At 60.5% G+C, this 16,286-nt stretch carries 16 protein-coding genes; 10 read left to right on the top strand and 6 right to left on the bottom strand.

The genetic code is table 11. The annotated features are described in order from the left end of the window. Positions 1-9 precede the first annotated feature (9 nt). Positions 10-1,464, top strand: coding sequence for a TrkH family potassium uptake protein (locus ACCD00_RS20730; RefSeq protein ID WP_413427312.1), 1,455 nt, complete (start codon positions 10-12; stop codon positions 1,462-1,464). Here the strand turns inward: ACCD00_RS20730 and ACCD00_RS20725 are convergent. Then, on the bottom strand, positions 1,421-2,482 hold the full coding sequence (locus tag ACCD00_RS20725) for an AraC family transcriptional regulator (protein ID WP_413427311.1): 1,062 nt from the start codon (positions 2,480-2,482) through the stop codon (positions 1,421-1,423). The genes ACCD00_RS20730 and ACCD00_RS20725 overlap by 44 nt on opposite strands. 160 nt (positions 2,483-2,642) lie before the next feature. Between ACCD00_RS20725 and ACCD00_RS20720 the strand changes: the two genes are divergently transcribed. Together ACCD00_RS20720 and ACCD00_RS20715 are read left to right on the top strand one after the other, a co-directional pair. Continuing rightward, positions 2,643-2,954: an Mpo1-like protein gene (locus ACCD00_RS20720; RefSeq protein WP_413427310.1), complete on the top strand. Its 312-nt coding sequence runs from the start codon at positions 2,643-2,645 to the stop codon at positions 2,952-2,954. A 27-nt stretch (positions 2,955-2,981) separates the two neighbouring features. After that, positions 2,982-3,572, top strand: a complete 591-nt coding sequence (locus ACCD00_RS20715; RefSeq protein ID WP_413427309.1) for an HD domain-containing protein — start codon at positions 2,982-2,984, stop codon at positions 3,570-3,572. A 146-nt stretch (positions 3,573-3,718) separates the two neighbouring features. Here the strand turns inward: ACCD00_RS20715 and ACCD00_RS20710 are convergent, their stop codons facing one another. Then, complete coding sequence (locus ACCD00_RS20710) at positions 3,719-4,534, bottom strand: UDP-2,3-diacylglucosamine diphosphatase (protein WP_413427308.1); 816 nt, start codon at positions 4,532-4,534, stop codon at positions 3,719-3,721. A 134-nt stretch (positions 4,535-4,668) separates the two neighbouring features. Between ACCD00_RS20710 and ACCD00_RS20705 the strand changes: the two genes are divergently transcribed. Then, positions 4,669-5,433 (top strand): helix-turn-helix transcriptional regulator, encoded by a 765-nt coding sequence (locus ACCD00_RS20705; protein ID WP_057398306.1) that lies wholly within the window; start codon positions 4,669-4,671, stop codon positions 5,431-5,433. A 71-nt stretch (positions 5,434-5,504) separates the two neighbouring features. Further along, a complete protein-coding gene (locus ACCD00_RS20700) occupies positions 5,505-6,398 on the top strand; it encodes a DMT family transporter (RefSeq protein ID WP_413427307.1) in 894 nt (297 codons plus the stop codon). On the opposite strand, the gene ACCD00_RS20695 is transcribed toward ACCD00_RS20700, so the two are convergent. From ACCD00_RS20695 to recQ, 4 genes are all read right to left on the bottom strand, one after another. Next, on the bottom strand, positions 6,392-6,679 hold the full coding sequence (locus ACCD00_RS20695; protein ID WP_085719083.1) for a SelT/SelW/SelH family protein: 288 nt from the start codon (positions 6,677-6,679) through the stop codon (positions 6,392-6,394). The two genes, ACCD00_RS20700 and ACCD00_RS20695, sit on opposite strands and share 7 nt — an antisense overlap. Before the next feature lie 33 nt (positions 6,680-6,712). Continuing rightward, on the bottom strand, positions 6,713-7,918 hold the full coding sequence (locus tag ACCD00_RS20690; protein ID WP_413427306.1) for a FimV family protein: 1,206 nt from the start codon (positions 7,916-7,918) through the stop codon (positions 6,713-6,715). A gap of 127 nt (positions 7,919-8,045) precedes the next feature. Next, positions 8,046-8,480: a MarR family transcriptional regulator gene (locus tag ACCD00_RS20685; protein WP_413427305.1), complete on the bottom strand. Its 435-nt coding sequence runs from the start codon at positions 8,478-8,480 to the stop codon at positions 8,046-8,048. A 119-nt stretch (positions 8,481-8,599) separates the two neighbouring features. Next, positions 8,600-10,726 carry a DNA helicase RecQ gene (recQ, locus tag ACCD00_RS20680; RefSeq protein WP_413427304.1) on the bottom strand — a complete coding sequence of 709 codons (2,127 nt, stop codon included), beginning with the start codon at positions 10,724-10,726 and terminating at the stop codon, positions 8,600-8,602. A 276-nt stretch (positions 10,727-11,002) separates the two neighbouring features. Here recQ and ACCD00_RS20675 point away from each other — a divergent pair, with 276 nt between their 5' ends. From ACCD00_RS20675 to ACCD00_RS20655, 5 genes are all read left to right on the top strand, one after another. Further along, a complete protein-coding gene (locus ACCD00_RS20675; RefSeq protein ID WP_008023664.1) occupies positions 11,003-11,590 on the top strand; it encodes a YecA family protein in 588 nt (195 codons plus the stop codon). A gap of 10 nt (positions 11,591-11,600) precedes the next feature. Beyond that, the gene (locus ACCD00_RS20670; RefSeq protein WP_413427303.1) at positions 11,601-11,996 is read left to right on the top strand and encodes a YbaN family protein; all 396 of its coding nucleotides are present in this window, start codon (positions 11,601-11,603) and stop codon (positions 11,994-11,996) included. A 100-nt stretch (positions 11,997-12,096) separates the two neighbouring features. Next, positions 12,097-12,804 carry a cysteine protease LapG gene (gene lapG, locus ACCD00_RS20665; protein ID WP_413427302.1) on the top strand — a complete coding sequence of 236 codons (708 nt, stop codon included), beginning with the start codon at positions 12,097-12,099 and terminating at the stop codon, positions 12,802-12,804. Positions 12,805-12,826: 22 nt separating this feature from the next. Further along, positions 12,827-14,797 (top strand): cyclic di-GMP receptor LapD, encoded by a 1,971-nt coding sequence (gene lapD, locus ACCD00_RS20660; protein ID WP_413427301.1) that lies wholly within the window; start codon positions 12,827-12,829, stop codon positions 14,795-14,797. Positions 14,798-14,902: 105 nt separating this feature from the next. Next, positions 14,903-16,117, top strand: a complete 1,215-nt coding sequence (locus tag ACCD00_RS20655; RefSeq protein WP_413427300.1) for a carboxypeptidase regulatory-like domain-containing protein — start codon at positions 14,903-14,905, stop codon at positions 16,115-16,117. Positions 16,118-16,286 lie beyond the last annotated feature (169 nt).

Here is a 16,286-nt window from a genome sequence, read left to right as displayed (position 1 = left end):
GCGGACCTCATGGCGTTGCCGACCTTACGGATCATTGGTTTCATCATCGGCATCTTCCTGATCACGCTGGCGATCTCCATGGTCGTCCCCATGGCCACGCTGGTCATTTTCGACCACACCGGCGATCTGCCGTCGTTCCTCTGGGCCAGCATGATCACCTTTGTCGCCGGCTTGGCCCTGGTGATTCCCGGTCGCCCGGAACACATTCACCTGCGTCCCCGGGATATGTACCTGCTGACCGTCAGCAGTTGGCTGGTGGTGTGCATCTTCGCCGCGCTGCCGTTCCTGCTGACCCAGCACATCAGTTACACCGACTCGTTTTTTGAAAGCATGTCCGGCATCACCGCCACCGGTTCGACCGTGCTCAATGGCCTGGACAACATGTCGCCCGGCATCCTGATGTGGCGCTCGTTGCTGCACTGGATCGGCGGCATCGGCTTCATCGGCATGGCGGTGGCGATTCTGCCGTTGCTGCGCATCGGCGGCATGCGGCTGTTCCAGACTGAATCCTCGGATCGCTCGGAAAAGGTCATGCCGCGCTCCCACATGGTGGCGCGCCTGATCGTGGCGGCCTACGTCGGCATTACCATTCTCGGCAGCCTGGCATTCTGGTGGGCCGGAATGAGCCCATTCGATGCGATCAACCATGCGATGTCGGCGATTTCCACCGGCGGTTTCTCGACGTCTGACCAGTCTTTGGCCAAGTGGACGCAACCGGCGGTGCACTGGGTGGCGATCGTCATCATGATTCTCGGCAGCCTGCCGTTCACCCTCTACGTGGCGACGCTACGCGGCAACCGCCGGGCGTTGATCAAGGACGAGCAAGTGCAGGGTCTTCTCGGCATGTTGCTGGTGACCTGGCTGGTGCTCGGCACCTGGTACTGGTGGACCACCAAGCTGCATTGGCTGGAGGCACTGCGGCATGTGGCGCTGAACGTGACGTCGGTCGTGACGACGACAGGTTTTGCACTCGGGGATTACAGCCTTTGGGGCAATTTCTCGCTGATGCTGTTCTTCTATCTGGGGTTTGTCGGCGGTTGCTCCGGCTCGACCGCGGGCGGTATCAAGATTTTCCGCTTCCAGGTGGCCTACATCCTGCTCAAGGCCAACCTTAACCAGCTGATTCACCCTCGGGCGGTGATCAAGCAGAAATACAACGGTCACCGCCTCGACGAAGAAATCGTGCGTTCGATCCTGACCTTTTCGTTCTTCTTTGCAATCACCATCTGCGTAATTGCGCTGCTGCTGTCGCTGCTCGGCGTGGACTGGATGACCGCCCTCACCGGCGCGGCCAGTACCGTGTCCGGTGTCGGCCCGGGACTCGGCGAGACCATTGGCCCGGCGGGCAATTTCGCCACCCTGCCGGATGCCGCCAAGTGGATTCTCTCGTTCGGCATGCTGCTGGGCCGACTGGAGATCATTACGGTGTTTGTGCTGTGCATTCCGGCATTCTGGCGTCATTGACCGCTTCAGATGTTTGCAGCAGCCGTATCCGGTACTCGCCGGGAGTGGCAGCGAACCAGCGGCGGAAAGCGCGGAAGAAGTTGCTCGGATCGGCGAACCCCAGTAAGTAGGCAATTTCCAGCAAGGTCATGCTCGGTTGCGCCAGGTACTGCTCGGCCAGTTCGCGCCGAGTGTCGTCGAGCAACGCCTGAAAACTCGTGCCCTCCTCCTGCAAGCGCCGCTGCAAGGTGCGCTGGGAAAGGTGCAGCGCCTGGGCCACGGTGTCGCGCTTGGGCTCGCCCTGGGGCAACAGGCGGCACAACACCTGCCGCGCCTTGTGGGTCACGCGGCTTTCGGAAAAGCGCGCCAGGTACTCGCCGGCAAAGCGGTCATGCAGCAATGCCATGGCTTCGTTGGCCGTCGGCAGCGGCGCTTCCATGTCCGCGCGTTCGAAAATCAACGCATCGTATGGCGCATTGAACACCAGCGGTGCATGGAAGGCTTGTTTATAGGGTTCCAGATCGACCGGCTCGGCGCCTTGCAACAACACTTTGCGTGGATGCAATGTACGCCCGGTCAACCAGCCGCACAGTGCCAAGGCACAGGCCATTGAAGCTTCGGCGCTTTGCCGGGTCGGCGGCAGATGGTCGCCATGTACCGTCAGAATCAGCGCGTAGCCTTCTTCCAGCAGCTTGAAACTCAGGTCGGCACTTTCGGCGATGATTCGCTGATAGCGCACCAGTCGCTGAAAGCCTTCGCCCAGGGTCTGGCTGGACATCAAGGCGTAACCCGCCACATGAAACTGCGCCGGTCGCACCACCTTGCCCATGTTCAGGCCGATGGCCGGGTTGCCGGACAGATCGACCGCGCGTTGCCACAGCCGTGTCATGGAATCCTGCGCAAAGCGTGCGTCCGGATCATCCAGTGCCGCGTAGTCGAGTCCCAGCTGTTTGAACAGAACCCGGCAATCCAGGCCGTCCATCTCCAGCGCTTTGACAATCCCCATCGCCCAGCTTGCAGAAGTCGTTCGTTCGCTCATGGCGTTTTCTTACATGGTGAGCCGCATGCTACGGCTATTGACCGAAGGATATTAAAGTGGCGCCTATTGTCACTGCCTGATGCCATTGATCACTCTAGACTCAAATATGCCACCCGCAGAACAACTTGCTGCCAGAACAATAGCCACAGAGATCGCAGTCGTGGAAAACATCAAACACTTCAACAGCTTTGCCGAGTTTTACCCTTACTACCTCAGCGAGCACAGCAACAGTACCTGCCGCCGCCTACACTTTATCGGCACGACACTGGTTATCTTGATTCTGGCGCTGACCATTGGTCGCGGGATATGGATGCTGTTGTGGGCCCTGCCTGTGGCGGGTTACAGCTTTGCCTGGGTCGGGCATTTCTTCTTCGAGAAGAACCGCCCGGCAACGTTCCAACACCCCTTCTATAGCCTGCTCGGCGATTTTGTCATGTATCGGGACATGGTTCTGGGACGCGTTCCGTTCTAGATAACATCAGTCACAAGAGAATTGCCTATGAACGCCAATGCCCGCTTCACCCACATGAAGGACGGCACGCAGGAAGACTGGGCGATCATCGCCGCTGACTTCAGTGCCTACGCGCGGCAATTGCCGACAAGGATCGTGGCGCACCTGAAGCTTCTGGAGGGTGATTTTGGCGGGTTCCCGGTGGATCGCCTGACCCATTCCCTGCAAACCGCCACCCGCGCCTGGCGCGATGGCCGCGACGAAGAATACGTGGTCTGCGCCCTGCTCCATGACATCGGCGACACCCTGGGTTCCTACAACCACCCGGACATCGCGGCGGCGATCCTCAAGCCGTTCGTCAGCGCCGAGAACTTGTGGATGGTGGAAAAGCACGGGATATTCCAGGGCTACTACTTCTTCCATCACCTGGGCATGGATCGGTATCTGCGTGAACAATTCCAGGACCATCCGCAGTACCAGGCGACCGTCGAGTTCTGTGCCAGGTACGATGCGGCGGCGTTTGACCCGGCGTACGACACGCTGCCATTGAGCTTTTTCGAGCCGATGATGGAGCGGTTGTTTGCGCACCCCAGGAACTCGATTTACAAGGCGGCGATGGAAGAGCAGGCTCCGGCCTGACAGATCCAGCGGGACCGCTTTGCGGTCCATTCGCGGGCAAGCCCGCTCCCACAGGGAGCTTTGGTGGAAGCAGATTTTGTGAACACCTCGAAATCTGTGGGAGCGGGCTTGCTCGCGAAGAGGCCGGTACAAACACCGAATGCCTGTCAGGCCAACTCGGCAACCCTGGTCGCCTTCAACTGCGCCTCACGGGCTTGGGCGTCCGCCAGGCGATACAACTCGATCGAACCATCCCAGTGCTCGATCAGCGCGGTGCACGACTCCACCCAGTCGCCGCAATTGAGGTAGTCCACCTCGCCGACCTTGCGTATCTCGGCATGGTGAATGTGCCCGCACACTACGCCGTGCAGCTCGCGCTTGACGCATTCATGGGCGATGGCTTCTTCGAAGTCACTGATGAAGCTGACCGCGGTTTTCACCTTATGCTTGAGGTAGGCCGACAGCGACCAGTAGCCGTAGCCATATCGCGCGCGCCAATGATTGAGCCAGCGGTTGAGGGTCAGGGTGAATTCGTAGGCCGAGTCCCCCAGAAAGGCCAGCCAGCGATGGTAACGGGTGATCACATCGAACTGGTCGCCGTGAATCACCAGCAGATGCCGGCCGTCGGCGGTGACGTGCACGGCTTCGTCCACCAGCTGGATATTGCCCAGAATCAGCTTCGAATAGCGGCGCAGGAACTCGTCGTGGTTGCCGGTGACGTAGATCACCTCGGTGCCGCGCTTGCTCATGGTCAGCAGGCGACGGATCACGTTGGTATGCGCTTGCGGCCAATACATGCCGCCGCGCAGTTTCCAGCCGTCGATGATGTCGCCGACCAGGTAGATCTTGTCCGCGTGGTAGCTCTTGAGAAACTGCGACAGGTGTTCAGCCTGACAATCCCGGGTGCCCAAATGCACATCGGAAATCCATAAAGTCCGTACGCGTTGCTTACGGGTGGGTTTGGCGAGCTCGGCGCTGGTCATGGGCAACCCTCTGGCAAGTTTTGCCAAGTCTGCCCCGGCCCGGTTAATGGTCCATGACAGCGTCAAGTCAGTCCTGTGACAGCGCTGGCAGGCCCGCTCGGTGTAGACTGACGCCCTGAACCGGGAGACCTGCGATGAGACCGATCCTCACGCTTCGCCAATACAGCCACGACCTGATCGTCCACAGCCACGACCACGCGCAATTGGTGTTCGGGCTTTCGGGCGCCCTGGATTTCGAGGTCGACGGCCATGGTAGCCAGGTGGTCCAGCAGAGTTTCGTGGTGGTGCCCTCCGGAGCGCATCACGCTTGTGGCAGCGCCAATGGCAGCCGCTGCCTGGTGCTGGATGTACCCGGCGAACAATGGGTTGCCCAGTCGTTGGGCGATCACGCCGAGTCCAGCCGGCGCTTGCTCGACAACGCCGGCCGCCTGCCCCTGGACGCCGGGCAAAGCCAATTGGTCAGTTGGCTGGCGAACAGTCCGGTCGATGATCCGCTGATCGCACAACAAGGCGCGGTGCTGCTACTGGCCAGTCTCAACAACAGCAGGCCTGACGCCATCGGCGGTCGGCGCCTGCCCTACGCCGCGCTGAATGCACACATCGATCAGTACGCGGCGTACCCCCTGCAGGTGGCCGACCTGGCCCGGGTGGCCGGCCTTTCCAGTGCCCGTTTGCATGCACGCTTCGTGGCCGAATGCGGGCAGACGCCGATGGACTACATCCGCAGCCGACGCCTGCATATCGCGGTGAGTTTGCTGCGCAACTCGGCACTGCCCATCGGCGAGATTGCCAGCCGCGTCGGCTACAGCTCCCAGAGTGCCTTCGCGGCGGCGGTGCTGCGCGAGTTCGGGGCATCGCCCGGGAAACTGCGGCGCGAGGCTGGCGACAAAAAACGCTAGTTTGCCGACAGACTTGAGGGGCGATGACGCGCTTCAATGATGCCTCTGTTCGTTTGCCGTTAAGGATCGCGATGACTCCCCGTACTGCCCTTGGCGCCTTGCATATCGGCGCATTGATGTTCGGCCTGACCGGCGTGTTCGGCAAACTGGCTGCCGCGTCACCGGCGATCATCGTTTTCGGCCGGGCCGCTTTTGCTGTCCTTGCGCTGGCGTTTTTCGCACGGTTCGCCAGCCAGACTCGCTGGCGGAAACTCGAGGTCGTGGACTGGCGTCGACTGCTGCTAAGCGGCTTGTTGCTGGCCGGGCACTGGGTGAGTTTCTTCATTGCGGTGAAAGTCGCAGGCGTGGCGATTGCAACGCTCGGTTTTGCCAGCTTCCCGGCATTTACCGTGATCCTTGAAGGGTTGATCTTCCGCGAGCGCATTCGCGCCAATGAAATTGTGCTGGTGCTGCTGGTCAGTGTCGGGCTGGTGCTGGTCACACCTGACTTTGATCTGGCCAGCGGAGCCACCACTGGCCTGCTGTGGGCCGTGGGTTCCGGGTTGCTGTTCGCCCTGCTGTCACTGACCAACCGTGCCAGCTCCGGGCGCGTCCCGCCCGTGCAGGCAGCGCTGTGTCAGAACGTGGTGGTTGCCCTGTGCCTGCTGCCGGTGGCGGCGCCTCATTTGAGCGAAGTTCGCACCATCGACTGGCTGTGGATCGGCCTGCTCGGTGTGTTCTGTACCGGTGTCGCCCACAGCCTGTTCGTCGCCAGCCTCGCGGTGATCAAGGCACGCACTGCCGCCGTGGTGTTCGCCCTGGAACCGGTCTACGGCATCACCGTCGCCTGGCTGCTGTTCAACGAAAACCCGACCCTGCGCATGTTGCTGGGGGGGGCGCTGATCATTGTGGCGATCGTGGTATCCAGCAGGTTCTCAAGTAGCTCAAGCAGGAAAGCCGTTACCGCCGAGGCCGCGTCTCACTGAGTGCGGTCGTTGTGCCCCAGGTCACGGTCGGGGTCGATCTGGTCGCGGACCCGCTGCTTGAGCACCTTGGCTTCAGGGAAGCCGCCGTCCGCCTTGCGCTCCCAGATCTGCACAGCGTCACAGTAAATATGAAAGACCCCGCCGGTGCCTGGCACCAGGGAGACTTTGCCCAGGTCATCACCAAAGGTGCTGAGCAATTCCTGGGCCAGCCAGGCCGCGCGCAACAGCCACTGGCATTGCGTGCAATAGGTGATGACGACTTCCGGTTTGCCGGTGTTCATGACGGGACTTGACTCCAGAGTTTGACGACGCCGCTATGATAGCCCGGCCGGTGGCTGCCGAGTCGGCGGAACAGGTAGCGCCTCCAACTCGAACACAGGCTCGATCATGGCCAGGGCAGCCGACTGCTTGCTCTCGTTTGGGCTGATCACCTCCCAACTCGACGCCATGGACAGATCCTCCAGGTTGAGTTGGTATACATCGTCAGCGGCGACCGGGATGGAGCGAGCGCTATCGACCCGCTCAAGCCCATCACTGGCTGGCCCCCCGTCGCGATGCGCAGTGGGCGGTTGCATGACAGGGGGCCACATCACTGGCTCGGTAATGAGCTCAGCCAACGGTTCATGCGGTGACGACAGAGCCTCTGACATTGCGATCTGATGCTGTTGGCGCCAGCGGCGAACAAACCAGCCCAGCGCCAGCAACGTCATCAGCGCTGACACGCCGGCAATCGGCAGCCAGCCAACCCCGGGGGTTTCAGCAATAGCGGAGGCTGGCGCCCCTGCATCAGAAGCCATTGGTTGCGCCTTTACCTTCCTGAGCTCCGCCAGCTGGGTTTGCAGCTCCGCCAACTGTTTTTTCTGGCCGGCGATCAGCTCATCCTGGCCTTGAAGCTTCGCGTTGAGCTCATCGACAGTGGTTTGCATCTGATGGTTTTGCAGGGTGCTGGCGGCCAGTTGTTCAACAGCTGGATCAGCCACGGGGACGTCAGTTTCTGATGTCGTGCTTGTCACGGGTAACCGCGGTACGGCCGGTTGAACACTGGGGAATGCAGGCGCCGGGGAACCGGGAAGCGGTTCATCGCTGGCGGGAACAACGCCCGGCGAGCCTGGCGGATCGATCAGTACCGTGTACTCACGCAATAACCGACCGTTGGGCCGATTGAGCTGCACGAGGAAGTTCAGGAACGGCTCACTGACGGGCTTGCTGGACGTCACCTGGATCAAGTGGCGGCTACCGCGCAGGATCGGGGTGAACCTCAGGTTGTCGAGGAACAATACCCGGTCGACCCCGGCACGACTGAACTCGCCTGCCGTTGCCAGACTCACCGACAGCTCGTTCTCCTCCAGGCCAGCCGCATCCACCAGTGCGATATCGGCGCGCAGCGGCTGATTCAGCGCCGAATGCAGGGTGATTTCACCCAGCCCCAGCGCAGGTGTCCATGCCGAGTAAGTGACCGCGGCCCCGGCCAGCAACCACTGAGAACCACCGCGCAAAACCAATCGCCAACACTTGAACATGAGCATCCTTGAGATCTATAGAAACCATCCGCACGCGTTCGTACATCCGTTACGAACACGATATTGCCGAGTAGTTCTTATAGTTCGCCCAATGCGCTATCTCAAAAACCTGGCAGCCGGTTATGCCTCAGGATTTTTCCAGGTTGCTCAGGATGTGCCCGTGAACGCGCATGCACACCTTCAAGTCCGCCTCATCGACGCCTTCGAACAGTTCGTAACGCAGTTGCGTGGCAATGGTTTCAATTTGTTCGATCAAGGGGCGCGCCGGTGCGCAGAGAACGATTTTCTTCGCCCGGCGGTCTTCCAGTACTGCCTGACGTTGGACCAGCCCCTGGCTTTCCAGGCTGTCGAGCAAACGGGCCAGGGTCGGGCCTTCGACGCCAACGCTTTGTGCCAGCTCACGCTGGGTCGGTGCTTCATCGAAACGCGCCAGGTGCAGCAGCACCAGCCAGCGTGCCTGGGACAAGCCCAAGCCCGCCAGCCGGCGGTCCAGTTCGGCACGCCAGCCGCGGGACATCTGGGCCAATTGCATGCCAAAGCGGTGTTGATCGGTTAACGGCATAAAACACTCATGATCAGACTGAAATAAATTAAAACTAATTATTAGTCAGCTAAGCATGAGCCTCGGCTTGAGGCAAGACTTGATCTGTACTGAATCGTTACATCAGCACTACAGATGTCTCAAATCTCGAATTCCGACTGTAAGGCAGCCCGAACGCAGTACAAAACCCCTTCCGGTACCCGGCCCGCGAACAGCGCCGCGATCTCGGAAACCGGTGGCAACTCGCCTTCGCCGTCGAGGAACGCGTCCTGGACCTCCCCCATCAGGTCTTCAGGCAGATCCAGCGCCTGTTCCAACGACAACTGCTGCTTGCCGATCGCCTCGGCCAGCATGGTGTAGACGTTCTTTTCCGAGCACTGCAACTGACCGGCAATCTGCACCGGCGTCATACCCGCCCGCGCCAGAGTGATCAGCTCGTGACGCACGTCGGCCACCGCTTTCGGCGCATCGACCTGGCCGCCGAGCACCTCGAGGAAGGCCTCGCCATAACGCTCCAGCTTGCGCGCACCGACGCCGCTGACCCTGGCCATTTCCGCCAGCGAGGTCGGCTGGCTGCGGAGCATTTCCAGCAAGGTCGAGTCGGGGAAGATGACGTACGGCGGCACGCCATGCTCTTCGGCAAGCTTGCGCCGCAGGGCACGCAGGGCCTCCCATTGCTCGCGCTCTTCGCCGCGGACCAGTTGGCTTGCCTGGCTCTTGCTGCTTTTCGCCACGGTTTGCGCCTTGAGATCGCGGCGCAATTCCAGGGTCACCTCGCCCTTGAGCAGCGGCCGGCAACTGTCGCTCAGGCGCAAGCCGCCGTAGCCTTCGAGGTCGATGTCGGCCAGACCACGGGCCACCAGCTGACGGAACAGCGAACGCCATTCGCCCTCCGCCATCGCCTTGCCGACACCATACACCGAGAGGTGTTGATGGCCGAAGCTGCGGACTTTTTCGTTGTCCTTGCCCAGCAACACATCCACCAGGTGTCCGACGCCGTAGCGCTGACCGGTGCGGTAGATCGCCGACAGCGCCTGACGCGCAGGCTCGGTGGCATCCCAGGTCTGCACACCGTCGACGCAGTTGTCGCAATGACCGCAAGGCTCGGGCATGTCTTCGTCGAAATAGGCCAGCAGCGTTTGCCGGCGGCAGCGGGTTTCTTCACAGAGCGAGAGCATGGCATCGAGCTTGTGTTGCTCCAGGCGCTTGTGACGCTCGTCGCCTTCGGAGTTCTGCAGCATCTGCTTGAGCATCACCACGTCTTGCAGGCCGTAGGCCATCCAGGCGTCTGCCGGCAGGCCGTCACGGCCGCCACGACCGGTTTCCTGGTAATAGGCCTCAAGGGATTTCGGCAAATCGAGGTGCGCGACAAAACGCACGTTGGGCTTGTCGATGCCCATGCCGAAGGCCACCGTCGCGACCATGATCAGGCCTTCCTCATTGAGGAAGCGTTTCTGATGGTAGGCCCGCAGATCGTTGGGCAGGCCGGCGTGGTACGGCAGCGCCGGAAAGCCTTGCTCGCTGAGGAATGTGGCGACTTCCTCGACTTTCTTGCGCGACAGGCAATACACGATGCCCGCATCGCTACGGCGTTCGGCGAGGAACGCCAGCAACTGCTTGCGCGGCTGTTCCTTGGGCACGATGCGATAAAAGATGTTCGGCCGGTCGAAGCTCGACAGGAAGCGCTCGGCATCTTGCAGGTGCAGCCGGGTGACGATTTCTTCCCGGGTGCGCTTGTCGGCCGTGGCGGTCAGGGCGATGCGCGGTACATCGGGGAACATTTCCGCCAATTGGCCCAGTTGCAGGTATTCCGGACGGAAATCGTGGCCCCATTGCGACACGCAGTGTGCTTCGTCGATGGCGAACAGAGCGATGTTCAGCCCTTGCAGAAATGACAGCATGCGCGGCTGGACCAGTCGTTCCGGTGCCAGGTAGAGCATTTTCACTTCACCGCGGCGGATGCGGGCGGCGAGGTCACGCTGCTGCTCGGCGCTGAGGGTGGAGTTCAATGCGGCGGCGGCCACGCCCAGCTCTTCGAGGGTGGCGACCTGATCGTCCATCAGCGCGATCAGCGGCGAGACCACCACCGCCAGGCCTTCGCGCAGCAGTGCCGGGACCTGGAAGCACAGGGATTTGCCGCCACCGGTAGGCATCAGGACCAGGGCATCGCCGCCACTGGCCACGCGCTCAATGATTGCACCCTGGCGGCCACGGAAACTGTCGTAGCCGAAGATGTCCTTGAGGACGCGTTGAGCCTGTTCGAGCATAAAAACTCCAAAAATCACCGAAACATCCCTGCAAGGCTGGTTCAGAACCCGCAAGGCTGCACCGACAAATCGTAAGTGCGCATTGCATGTCGCTTCACATTTCAGCCGTGACGCCAGCAGGGCATCACAAAACGCGCGAGTATACCCGAGCCCCGTCCGGCAAAGGGCACCGCTGATAAGACACTCAATTCAATCTCACATTTACCGTGCGGCTGGCCCAAGCGCTCAAGAAGGCCTAGAATTCCCGCATCGAACATTCCCCAAGGTAGTCCTTTAATGTCCTTCGCTGAGCAACTAACCCGCCTGCAAGTCTTCCTCGACGCTGATGAACTGCATGACGAGGCGCTGGACTACGTGGCCGCCCACGGCTACCTCACCGCGCTGTCGATCTGTTCCGAAGCGGTTCCCGAGCGTGAATGGATCGACGCACTGTTCGCCGAAGAGCCGCATTACAGCAGCGAGGCCCAGCGCGAAGAGATCGAAGCCACGCTGATCGGCCTCAAGGCCCACATCGCCCGCCAACTGGCCTCCGACGAAGAGTTCGAGTTGCCGTGCGACCTGGACCTGGGCGACGAACCGGACGATTCCGAACTGCGCGGCTGGTGCATCGGTTTCATGGAAGGCGTGTTCCTGCGCGAAGAAGCCTGGTTCGAAACCGCCGAAGACGAAGTCAGCGAAATGCTGCTGCCGATCATGGTCGGTTCGGGCCTGTTCGACGAGCAACCGGAGTTCTCCGACATTGCCGCCGATGCCAACCTGATGGACGACATGATCGTGCAGATCCCGGAAGCCCTGACTGCGCTGTACCTGCTGTGCAACGCTCCAGACGAAAAACCGGCGATTCTCAAACCCCGTCACCACTAAGGTTCTGCCTATGGACAACCCCATAGGCAACCGCCCCCTGATGTTGCGTTACGTGCTGCTGGCCATCGGCTGGTTGAGCGTGACGCTGGGGGTGATCGGGATTTTCCTGCCGGTATTGCCCACCACCCCTTTCCTGCTACTGGCGGCTGCCTGCTTCGCCCGCAGTTCCCCGCGCTTCTATCAATGGCTGGTTGAGCATCCACGGCTTGGCCCATGGATCCGCGACTACCTCGACGGCAACGGCATCCCGCTCAAGGGCAAGGTCTACGCCATCGGCCTGATGTGGGCGAGCATCCTGTTCTCCTGCTATCTGGTGCCGCTTCCCTGGGCACGGGGGTTCATGCTGACCAGTGCGGTGCTCGTGACGATCTACATCCTCAGGCAAAAAACCCTGCGCAATTTCTGAAGCTCCCCCGGCTATTGGTGGCGGGTCCCGTCCGACGACCTGCCCTGCCCCGGTAAAAACTCCACCTAAACTTCACCCATCTACACTCGAGCAGCCAGACATGGCCCGCAGTCTGCGTAGTCCAGGATGGCCCGCGCTCCGACTTCGGCTCGGCGAATGGTTGCTGCTGGCTGGTTTGCTACTGACCTTACTCAACGGGGTCGGGGCCGACTGGGATTTTGCGCAGATTCTGCAATCCGTTGAAAAACGCTACGGCCCGCCGGGACCGGCACGAAACCGGATCGAGGCGTGGAATCAAATGCTGCAAAGTGCACGCGGCGCGCCCGAACGTGAGCAGCTCAACGCGGTGAACCGCTTCTTCAATCAGCAGTTGAACTTCCAGGACGACACACGCATCTGGCAACAGGCCGATTACTGGGCCACCCCCGTTGAAGCCCTGATCAAGGGCGCCGCCGATTGCGAGGACTACGCGCTGGCGAAGTATTTCAGCCTGCGCCGACTCGGCATTCCCAGCGAAAAACTGCGCATCACCTACGTCAAGGCCCTGAACCAGAACCAGGCACACATGGTGCTGACGTTCTACAACTCCCCCACGGCCGACCCACTGGTGCTGGACAACCTGATCGGCGATATCCGCCCCGCGTCCCAACGCAAAGACTTGCTGCCGGTGTACGCCTTCAACGCCGAAGGCCTGTACCTGCCGGGCAAAAACGGCGGCCAGCGCAGCAGCGACTCGAAAAAGCTGTCGCGCTGGCAGGACGTGCTGAAAAAAATGCAGGCCGAAGGGTTCGACATAGGCGAGGGCTGACCGCCATGCCAAGGAGCGATGTATGACACTGCGTAAACAGTTGTTCCTGGCCATCTGCCTGTTCCTGCTGGTGGCGTTCAGCGGCAGTTTTTTTGCCAGCCTGGAAAGCTCCCGCGAGCAAACGCTCGGTCAACTGCGCGCCCACGCCCAGGACGCAGCCACTGCGCTGGGGCTGTCGCTGACAGCACAGGTCGATGACCCGGCAATGATGGAGCTGATGGTCAGTTCGATTTTCGACAGCGGCTATTTCAGCAGCATCCGCGTCATCAGGCTCAAGGATCAGCAAACCCTGGTGGAACGCAGCGCACCGACGAAAATCGACGCAGTGCCTGACTGGTTCGTCAATCTGGTCAACCTGCGCCCGGAAGGTGGCGACGCCTTGGTCATGCGCGGCTGGGAACAACTGGCACGGGTCGAAGTGCTGAGCAATCCGCAGTTCGCCCTGGCCAAGCTCTGGGACAGCACCCTCGGCAGCCTGGTCTGGTTGCTGCTGTGCGGGCTGTTCAGCGCCGTGATTGGCGGATGGATGCTGCGCCGGCAATTTCGTCCCCTCGACAGCATGGTCCGACAAGCTGAAGCCATCAGTAACCGCGAGTTTCTAAGCCTGTCGAAACTGCCACGGACACCGGAACTGAAACGGGTGGTGCTGGCCATGAACCAGATGGTCGAGAAGCTCAAGGCCCTGTTCAGCGAAGAAGCTGCGCGCAGCGAAAAACTGCGGGCCGAATCCTATCTGGACAGCCTCACCGGCCTGGCCAACCGGCGCCTGCTCGACGAGCAACTGACCGACCATTTACGCGAGTGCGAACAGAGTCGCGATGGCCATTTGCTGATGTTACGGATCAATGACCTGAACGGGCTCAACCAGCGACTGGGCGGCCAACGAACTGACGCGCTGATCAGTGCCGTAGGCGAATTGCTCAAGCGCCTGGCTCAATTGCCCGAGCGTCGCACCTGGCTGGCGGCACGCAATCGTGGTGGCGAATTCAGCCTGCTGACACCGGGTCTGGACGCTGAAAATGCCGCGCGCCTGGCCGCCGATGTCAGCGCCAGCCTGGAGAACCTGCGCCTGACCGGTGCCAGTGATTGCATGCCCGTCGCCCATCTGGGCGTTGTCGCCTACCGCCCCGGTGAGTCAATCGGCACCGTACTCCTGCGCCTGGATCAGGCACTGACTGAATCCCGGCAACATCCGGAGCGACCCTGGGTGCATTTGAGCCATCGTGACACCGCGCCGAATCACACCCAGCACGACTGGCGCACCTGGATCGACGATGCCCTGACTGAAGGTAAAATGCAGTTGTACTTCCAGCCCGTCGTGCAATGTGCCGACCCCGGCCAGGTGCTGCACCACAAAGTGCTCGCACGCCTGCTCGACCCACAGGGCGAGGCGATAGCCGCCGGGCATTTCCTGCCGTGGATCGAGCGTCTCGGCTGGTCGGCACGGTTCGACATGGCAATGCTCGAGGCCACGCTGGACGACCTGGTGGCCGACCGCAGGCCCTTGGCACTGAGCCTGTCCGGGAGCACCCTGCGCGACCCGGTGCAATGGCGAACTATCCTCGACCTGCTCGACTCCCTGCCGGAACTGGCGCCGCTCCTGACCCTGGAAATCGACGAAAGCCAGTTGCCCTCCCCCGACGAATTGCAGCGTTTGAGTCACAGCCTGCTTGTCAGCGGTTATCGAATGGGCCTGCAACACTTTGGCGGGCGCTTCAGCCAGATCGGCAACCTGACCCAATTGGGGTTGGCGTACCTGAAAATCGATGGAGCCTACATTCGCAACATCGACGAGCAGCCTGACAAGCGACTGTTCATCGACGCGATCTTTCGCGCGACCCACAGCATTGATTTGCCGCTGATTGCCGAGATGGTCGAAACGTCGGGGGAGTTGGTGGCCATCACGGAACTGGGTGTTTTCGGCGCGATGGGGCGCTTGATCGGGCCGCCAAAGCCAACCTTTCCAGGCAGCCAATGCCACTCCGATCATTGATCGAAAACCAGCTTGCACCTGTTATTTATGAGCGTAGGCAAGCTATCCAACGAGGTTTTAAATCACTCCGGCACCCAAACTTTTTCAACACCCGGAGTCATCATCATGACCGCTACCCCCCCGAACACCTCGGTACTTACGCCAAACACACCGAGTGAAGCAACAGCGAAAGTAACCTTCGATGAAGTCCGAGACAGCAGTGGTAATCTCGTTGCTGAACAAGGCGTTACTTTTGACAAAACCCTGAGTTTCAAGGGTACGGCCGGCGCAAACAAGGCGCTCGGGATTCGCGATGGCAAGAACACAATCACTGACGTGACCAGCAATGGTTCAGGAGTCTGGATCAAACAGTTCACGCTGCCGGACTTCAAGCGCTACAGCCTTGACGCTATCGAGAAATCCGTGCCTTACGATTATTCCCGTCCGCCCAAAACGTTCGTTCTGGCGACCGAGACGCCGATCATCGACAAAGTCACTGGCAAGGATGGCCCGATCGAAAATGGCGGCACCTACGACGGCGACTCGCTGGAGTTCTCCGGCTACGCACCTCCCGATATGGAAGTAGAAGCGATCAACGGCAACACCTCCACGGGCAAGAGAGCCACTGTTGACCGTGATGGGCTGTTCAAACTCACCTTCGACGGGCTGACCGCTGGCAACTACAGCATCAGGATCAGGGCGGCCAATGACAAAGAATCCAGCGCTTTCACCTTCCGCGCCGCATTGGATGTGGAATTGAGCCTGGATGACGTCCTCGAATCCGAAGGCGGCCCTTCTGTTCCTGAAGATGGCACAACCGACAAGAGTCAGTTGATCATCAAGGGGCATGCCATGCCCGGTGAGAGCATTCAACTACTCAATGGCGGCGCCCCCATGAAAGATGCCATCGCAACTGCCGATCCCGGCGATGGTGCCTGGAACATTCTGCTCGATGTGACAGACGGCGCCTACAGCCTCGCCGCCAAGGCGGACTATGGCGATGAGGAAATCACTGCGCCACCCCGCACTTTTACCGTGGCATCCACCATCAAGCCGCGCAATACCCGCGTGTACGATTCGGACGGCCTGATCGAGGACAACGGTAGCACCCCATACAACCATGTAATTGTCAGGGGTGATGCGGCCCCGTCAGCGCAGATCAAGCTGAAGATCAATGGCGTCACCGATCCGAAGCTGGAACCGACCGACGATAACGGTAAATGGGCCAGACTGGTTACACGTCTGGAATACGAAACCACTTATCAATTCATCGCGCTGGCAGACTATGGTGACAACTCAGAGTCTGATCCCTGGACGATTACTACCGGAGTTCTGCGTTAAAGACTCCAGTGGCCAGGCAAAACCCTGGCTGGAAACCATTGAATGAAAAAACCGCCATCCCTTAAACAGGAATGGCGGATTTTTTCGTTCAGGTTTTCAGGTCACACCGTATCCACCTTCAACGAATGATCGTTGAGCATGCCGTTGATGATGGTCGCCGTGTCATGCC

Source organism: Pseudomonas sp. Pseusp3 (assembly GCF_047304225.1).
Lineage (GTDB): Bacteria > Pseudomonadota > Gammaproteobacteria > Pseudomonadales > Pseudomonadaceae > Aquipseudomonas > Aquipseudomonas fluorescens_CD.
This window is presented reverse-complemented; position numbering and strand designations above follow the sequence as displayed.

Excerpts from the sequence above, each read along its gene's own strand:
- ACCD00_RS20730 (WP_413427312.1), top strand. The coding sequence starts at position 10 with ATGGCGTTGCCGACCTTACGGATCATTGGTTTCATCATCGGCATCTTC.
- ACCD00_RS20725 (WP_413427311.1), bottom strand. The coding sequence starts at position 2,482 with ATGAGCGAACGAACGACTTCTGCAAGCTGGGCGATGGGGATTGTCAAA.
- ACCD00_RS20715 (WP_413427309.1), top strand. The coding sequence starts at position 2,982 with ATGAACGCCAATGCCCGCTTCACCCACATGAAGGACGGCACGCAGGAA.
- ACCD00_RS20710 (WP_413427308.1), bottom strand. The coding sequence starts at position 4,534 with ATGACCAGCGCCGAGCTCGCCAAACCCACCCGTAAGCAACGCGTACGG.
- ACCD00_RS20705 (WP_057398306.1), top strand. The coding sequence starts at position 4,669 with ATGAGACCGATCCTCACGCTTCGCCAATACAGCCACGACCTGATCGTC.
- ACCD00_RS20700 (WP_413427307.1), top strand. The coding sequence starts at position 5,505 with ATGACTCCCCGTACTGCCCTTGGCGCCTTGCATATCGGCGCATTGATG.
- ACCD00_RS20695 (WP_085719083.1), bottom strand. The coding sequence starts at position 6,679 with ATGAACACCGGCAAACCGGAAGTCGTCATCACCTATTGCACGCAATGC.
- ACCD00_RS20690 (WP_413427306.1), bottom strand. The coding sequence starts at position 7,918 with ATGTTCAAGTGTTGGCGATTGGTTTTGCGCGGTGGTTCTCAGTGGTTG.
- ACCD00_RS20685 (WP_413427305.1), bottom strand. The coding sequence starts at position 8,480 with ATGCCGTTAACCGATCAACACCGCTTTGGCATGCAATTGGCCCAGATG.
- recQ (WP_413427304.1), bottom strand. The coding sequence starts at position 10,726 with ATGCTCGAACAGGCTCAACGCGTCCTCAAGGACATCTTCGGCTACGAC.
- ACCD00_RS20675 (WP_008023664.1), top strand. The coding sequence starts at position 11,003 with ATGTCCTTCGCTGAGCAACTAACCCGCCTGCAAGTCTTCCTCGACGCT.
- ACCD00_RS20670 (WP_413427303.1), top strand. The coding sequence starts at position 11,601 with ATGGACAACCCCATAGGCAACCGCCCCCTGATGTTGCGTTACGTGCTG.
- lapG (WP_413427302.1), top strand. The coding sequence starts at position 12,097 with ATGGCCCGCAGTCTGCGTAGTCCAGGATGGCCCGCGCTCCGACTTCGG.
- lapD (WP_413427301.1), top strand. The coding sequence starts at position 12,827 with ATGACACTGCGTAAACAGTTGTTCCTGGCCATCTGCCTGTTCCTGCTG.
- ACCD00_RS20655 (WP_413427300.1), top strand. The coding sequence starts at position 14,903 with ATGACCGCTACCCCCCCGAACACCTCGGTACTTACGCCAAACACACCG.